Origin of the sequence: Plasticicumulans sp., from assembly GCF_035331805.1 — a bacterium.
Classification (GTDB): Bacteria; Pseudomonadota; Gammaproteobacteria; order Competibacterales; family Competibacteraceae; genus Plasticicumulans.
This window is the reverse complement of the sequence record NZ_DAOLKE010000234.1, coordinates 1-5,703: the sequence shown is the minus strand read 5'-3', so window position 1 is coordinate 5,703 and position 5,703 is coordinate 1. Positions and strand designations below refer to the sequence as shown.

Here is a 5,703-nt window from a genome sequence, read left to right as displayed (position 1 = left end):
CATACCTGCTGACCGGCCTGCTCGGCAGCGGCAAGACCACGGTGCTGCGCGCGCTGCTCGCGCAGGCACCGGCCGGCAGCCGTCCGGCGGTGCTGGTCAATGACTTCGGCACGGTCGGCATCGATGCCGCGGTGCTCGCCGGCGCCGGGGGCGCCGGGGAGATCACGGTGCGCGAGGTCGGCGGCGGCTGCGTGTGCTGCACGGCGGCGGCGAGCCTGCGCGCGGCGATTCCGGCGCTGCTGCGCGCGGCCCGGCCGGATCGGCTCTACATCGAGCCGAGCGGGCTGGCGGCCCCGGCGGCGATCGTCGACCTGCTGCGCGAACCGGCGCTGCGCGGGGCGATCGAGCTGCGTGCCGTGATCGGCCTTGTCGATCCGCGCCGCCTCGACGACGAGCGCCTGCTGCGCGCGCCGCTGCTGCGCGCGCAGCTCGAACTCGCCGACGTGCTGCTGGCGACGCACGCCGATGTCGCAAGCCCCGCGCAGCTCGAACGCTTCCGCGCCTTCGCATCGACGCTGTATCCGCCCCGGGCGCACATCGGCGCCATCGCGCACGGGGATTTCGATCCGCAGTGGCTGAAGGACATCACGCGGGCCGCGCAGCCGGGCTGGCGGCTGACGCGATCGCAGCCGCCCGCCGCGCGCGCCGAGCACGGCTGGACGTTTGCGCCCGAGGTGATCTTTGCGGCACCGAAGCTCACGGCACTGTTCGCCGGCATCGGTCGTGACGGTCCGCTGGCCCCGGTCGAGCGCGCCAAGGGCGTGCTGCGCACCGGGCGCGACTGGCGGCTGTTCGATGCGGTCGCCGGCGGCGGCCTGACGGTCAGCGACGTGAGCTGGCGCCGCGACAGCCGCATCGAATGCATCGCCTTCGAGGACGCGCGCCCGGACTGGACGGCGATCGGCGCGGCCTGGCTGGCGGCGCGGGGGGAGGCGGGCGCTGAGGGCGGACAACAGGGCGGGCAATGAAAAGGCGCAGCCGGGCGATCGAGCCGGCTGCGCCTGGAAACGGTCCGGATCAGAGCGAACTGACCGTCCGCGCCCGCAGGTCCTGGAACACGCGCTCGGCGCCATGCTGCTGGTCCGCGTTGACCGGATGCGCAACGACCACCCAGCGGCCCGACTGGGTTTCCTTGCGCACGGTCATCGCCACGCGACCGATGTCGGGCCGCAAGGCGATCGCGCCGCCGATCAGCAGCCCGAACAGGCCACCGAACAGCGGCAGCAGCATCAGGCTGGCCGTCAGGTTGGACGTGACGGCCGCCACGCCGGACAGCGCCAGCGCGAACGCGAGCAGCAGCCCCAGCCCCGCCCCGGCCGTGCCGCACACCAGGTGCGAGCGCAGCAGGGTTTCGGGGATGCGCTCCTGCTCGGGTTCGATGCGGGCGCTCAGCTGCGGATCGCCGGGAGCGACGATCTGCACCTGCGGCAGCACCATGTTGCCTTCGTTACGGGCACGCCGGGCGGCGACGCGCGCGGTGTCGGCATCGTCAAAGACGCCGGCCACCTTGCTCAGCGAACGCTCGGCAAACAGCTTCGGTTTCGTCAGCTTGAGGTTCATCGGCTTTCTCCTTGATCGGTTCCATGAAGCTCCCGCCTCATGCGGAAGCGGCCTTCGGCCCCGCCATTGCGACCGGCCGGGCATATGACAGTTCCGCAAGGTTCAGCAAGGCTGGCACGAAGCTGCAGAATGGCCGGACGCAGACGCCGGAGGAGGGCGGGACTTGACGGATTCGACGGTGGCCGTGATCGGGGCCGGGCCGGCCGGACTGATGGCGGCCGAGGTGCTGGCGACGGCCGGCTGCACGGTCGAGGTCCACGAGGCGATGCCGTCGCCGGCGCGCAAGCTGCTGCGCGCCGGGGTCGGCGGCCTGAACCTGACGCACGGCGAGCCGCCGGCGCAGTTCCTGTCGCGCTACGGCGATCGCCAGCCCGAAATCGCGCCGCTGCTCGCCGGCTTCGATGCCGCGGCGCTGCGGGCCTGGGTGCACGGACTCGGCATCGACACCTTCGTCGGCAGTTCGGGCCGGGTGTTTCCGGTCGGCATGAAGGCCGCGCCGCTGCTGCGCGCCTGGCTGCAGCGCCTGCACGGGCTCGGCGTGCGCCTGCACCTGCGCCATCGCTGGCTGGGCTGGAGCGGCGACGGGGCGCTGCGCATCAGGACCGCTGACGGCGGTGAACAGTGCCTGCGCCCGGCCGCGACCGTGCTCGCGCTCGGCGGCGCGAGCTGGCCGCGGCTCGGTGCGGATGGCGCGTGGGCGCAGTGGCTCGCCGCACGCGGCATCGCGCTCGCGCCGTTCGCACCGGCCAACTGCGGCTTCGACGTGGCCTGGAGCGAGACCTTCCGCACGCGCTTTGCCGGGGCGCCGCTGAAGACCGTCGAACTGCAGTACATCGATGCCGCCGGCCATCGCTGGCAGCGGCGCGGCGATGCCGTGATCACCGCGCACGGCATCGAGGGCGGGCTGATCTATGCCCTGTCGGCTCCGCTGCGCGACGGACTTGCGAACGGGGGCCGGGCCGTGCCGACGCTCGACCTGCTGCCGGATCGTTCACTGGACAAGGTGACGGCCGCACTCGCGAAGCCCCGCGGCCGGCGCACGCATGCTGCGCACTGGCAGCGCACGCTCGGGCTGGAGGGCGTGCGCGCCGGGCTGCTGCGCGAACGGATGACGCCGGAGCTGCTTGACGATGCGCCGGCGCTGGCGCGGCGGATCAAGGCGCTGCCGCTCGCGCTCGTCGCGCCGCGACCGCTCGCCGAGGCGATCAGCACGGCCGGCGGCGTGTGCTTCGGGGCGCTCGATGAGCAACTGATGCTGCGCGCGCTGCCCGGCACCTTCTGCGCCGGCGAGATGCTCGACTGGGAGGCACCGACCGGCGGCTATCTGCTGACCGCCTGCCTGGCCAGCGGCCGGGCCGCGGGGCTCGGGGTGCTGGCGTGGCTGCAGCAGACGGGGCGGAGGAAGGATGCGCCCGCCTGACGAAACGGCGGGCGCCGGAAAGGATCAGTGATGCCGGCCGTGGGCGTGGCTGTTGTGGCCGCCCTTGCGGGCCGGGGCGCGGTTGACGGGCTTGCCGCGACCGCCTCCCCCGGGCTTTTTGCCGCCGTGGTCCATCGCATTGACGGTCGCCCAGGCGCGGCGGCGGGCTTCGTCCTCGGGCAGGCCGCGGTCTTCGTAGCCTTGCTCGATGTGGGCGGCCTGGCGCTTCTGCTTGTCGGTGTACTTGCCTTTGTCACCTTGGGGCATGGGGGCCTCCTCGGTCGTCAGGGAAGGAAACCGGCCCGCGCGCCTGTCATGCGGTTGTCCGCTGCGTGTCAGGCGTGGGCCGGTTCGGCGGGCAGCGGCTGGAAACGCAGCTGCGGATTGAGTTCGGGCACGTGCGGCGGGAACAGCACCATGCGCAGGCAGCGCGAGCCGGGGATCAGCCGGTAGGTGCGCAGCAGCCGGCTCGGGACCGTGCAGAGTTCGTCGCGGTCGTTCGACAGCACGATGCAGGGCTCGCCGCTCGCCGGATGCATGCCCAGGCCGAGCGCCAGATAGGCGATGTGCCGGGACAGATGCGGCGGCAGTCCGGCGGGGGCGGCGTCCGGCTTGTCCGGGGCGATCGTGAAATACAGGCCCGGCTGCAAGTCCAGCGTCTGGCTCATGGCGGTTTCTCGCGGCGTTCGTGAAGGCGTGTCCTGCGGGGTGCGACACGCTGATGGCAGTTGCGGCCCGGATTGTGGCAGACCCGTCAACGACGGGGTTCCCGCCTGTCCGAAAATTCAGCGGCCTGAATCCGCGGGAGCCGGCCGGATCCGGCCTGTTCCGGCAGGATTCAGCGGCGCATCGGGGGCAGGCCGAAGTGTTCGTGCAGCAGGTCGAGGTTGCGCAGATTGGCCTTGAACGCGACGTCGAAGACATCGCCGAGCACCGGCACGCTGCCGGCGGCGGCGTCGATCAGCAGGTTGCCGACCATGCGCAGCAGCGTCGTCTGCGGCACCCCGAGTTGTGCACTGCGCCAAATGATCCATGCCCCGGCGAGCATCGGCAAGCCGTCACCGATGCCGGGGATGACGCCGATCAGTCCGTCGAGGCCGATGCGCCAGCCGGTGCCGGGGATGCGGAAGCGCGCATCGAGCAGCCAGGCGAGCTGACGCAGCTCGCGCAGCCGGGCTTCGAGCACGGGATCGGCGGCGGCGCGAGGACGTTCGTCGACGGCGTGCCAGCCGCGGCCATCGGGTCCGGCTTCGTAGGTGCTCGGCATGGAGGAGGCTCCGTTCATTACAGGTGAGGGTCCGGTTATCGACTGCTTCCGGCCGCCGGTGTTCCGGAAGCAGCCGGCGCGATACCGACAAGCCCGTGTGCCTGCTAGCATTCCGCGCCTTTCGCGGCCCGGGTGCGGGTCGCGCGCCACTTCCGGACCGTTCGTGATGAACCAGCCAGCCGCCGTGCCGTCCCCGCGCTCCGAACGCGAGCGCGTGAACCTCGTCAAGCTCGCCAAGCGCCTGCGCCGCGGCGTCGGCGAGGCGATCCAGGACTACAACATGATCGAGGACGGCGACCGCGTGCTGGTCTGCCTGTCCGGCGGCAAGGATTCGTACACGATGCTCGACATCCTGCGCTCGCTGCAGCAGTCGGCGCCGGTGCGCTTCGAGCTGTTCGCCGTCAACCTCGACCAGAAGCAGCCGGGTTTTCCGGCGAACGTGCTGCCGGATTACCTCGCCTCGATCGGCCAGCCGTTCGAGATCATCGAGCAGGACACCTACAGCGTCGTGCAGCGCGTCGTGCCCGAGGGCAAGACGACGTGCTCGCTGTGCTCGCGGCTGCGGCGCGGGATTCTCTACACCTACGCGCACACGCATGGCTTCAACAAGATCGCGCTCGGCCACCACCGCGACGACATCCTCGAAACCCTGCTGCTGAACCTGTTCTACGGCGGCAGCCTGAAGGCGATGCCGCCGAAGCTCAGGTCCGACGACGGCCGCAACGTCGTGATCCGGCCGCTCGCGTACTGCAAGGAGAAGGACATCGAGCGCTACGCGGCCGCGAAGGGCTTCCCGATCATCCCGTGCAATCTGTGCGGCTCGCAGCCGAACCTGCAGCGCGCGGTGATCGGCGACATGCTGCGCGACTGGGACAGGCGCCATCCGGGGCGGCTGGAGAGCATGTTCTCGGCCGTGAAGAACGTCGCGCCCTCGCAGCTCGCCGATGCCGGGCTGTTCGACTTCGCCGGTCTCGGTGCCACGGCCGCAGCGCGCCGCGACTGGCTGGTGCCGGCGCGGGAAACTGGCGACGACGCCCCTGAGGATCGGGACGATCCGGCCGCCGCCGACGGCGGCGATGGCGACGGCGGCGAGCCGCGCATCGGCGCCGGCAGCGGCGATGCCGGCGGGCCGGGCGGCGTGCGCATGTTCCGCGGCATCCCGATCGGGGCCGGCTGAAGCCGCCGTCTCGTCTACAAGCCGTTACAAAGCCGCCGTGCCCGGCGCGGCGCGTGTTACGCCGCTGCGCTGAACTGCACGGCGCCCCCCGTGCGTGCCCGTCTCCATGTCCGATTCCGCTCCCCCGTCCGTAGCCGCCGAGCCACCGCGCCGGCGCCGTGCCCGCCGCCGGCTGTACTGGGTGGCGGTCGCGCTGCTCGCGCTCGGCGCAGCCGTCGTCGTCTGGCTGCCGGACGGGGCGCCGGCTGCCGATGGTCCGGGCGCACGCGGCGCACGGGG

General features: G+C 72.1%; 6 protein-coding genes and 1 pseudogene. 3 read left to right on the top strand and 4 right to left on the bottom strand.

The window, feature by feature from the left end; translation table 11 throughout:
• Positions 1-968: GTP-binding protein (locus PKE44_RS14135; protein WP_324552281.1), on the top strand; the 968-nt coding region annotated here is incomplete at its 5' end.
• Positions 969-1,017: 49 nt separating this feature from the next.
• Here the strand turns inward: PKE44_RS14135 and PKE44_RS14130 are convergent.
• Positions 1,018-1,560: a hypothetical protein gene (locus tag PKE44_RS14130; protein WP_324552279.1), complete on the bottom strand. Its 543-nt coding sequence runs from the start codon at positions 1,558-1,560 to the stop codon at positions 1,018-1,020.
• 163 nt (positions 1,561-1,723) lie between these two features.
• Between PKE44_RS14130 and PKE44_RS14125 the strand changes: the two genes are divergently transcribed.
• Complete coding sequence (locus PKE44_RS14125; protein WP_324552277.1) at positions 1,724-2,980, top strand: TIGR03862 family flavoprotein; 1,257 nt, start codon at positions 1,724-1,726, stop codon at positions 2,978-2,980.
• 24 nt (positions 2,981-3,004) lie between these two features.
• Here PKE44_RS14125 and PKE44_RS14120 read toward each other — a convergent pair whose 3' ends face one another.
• The 3 genes from PKE44_RS14120 to PKE44_RS14110 all read right to left on the bottom strand — a co-directional run bounded on the left by PKE44_RS14120 (position 3,005) and on the right by PKE44_RS14110 (position 4,247).
• Entirely contained in the window at positions 3,005-3,247 is a 243-nt protein-coding gene (locus PKE44_RS14120; RefSeq protein WP_324552275.1) for a plasmid stabilization protein, read from the bottom strand.
• Between the two features lie 68 nt (positions 3,248-3,315).
• Positions 3,316-3,648 carry a hypothetical protein gene (locus PKE44_RS14115; protein ID WP_324552273.1) on the bottom strand — a complete coding sequence of 111 codons (333 nt, stop codon included), beginning with the start codon at positions 3,646-3,648 and terminating at the stop codon, positions 3,316-3,318.
• Positions 3,649-3,818: 170 nt separating this feature from the next.
• Positions 3,819-4,247 (bottom strand): DUF4112 domain-containing protein, encoded by a 429-nt coding sequence (locus tag PKE44_RS14110; protein ID WP_324552271.1) that lies wholly within the window; start codon positions 4,245-4,247, stop codon positions 3,819-3,821.
• A 166-nt stretch (positions 4,248-4,413) separates the two neighbouring features.
• Between PKE44_RS14110 and ttcA the strand changes: the two are divergent.
• Positions 4,414-5,238 (top strand): annotated as a pseudogene (gene ttcA, locus PKE44_RS14105) (tRNA 2-thiocytidine(32) synthetase TtcA); the annotation flags it as partial.
• Between the last annotated feature and the right edge of the window lie 465 nt (positions 5,239-5,703).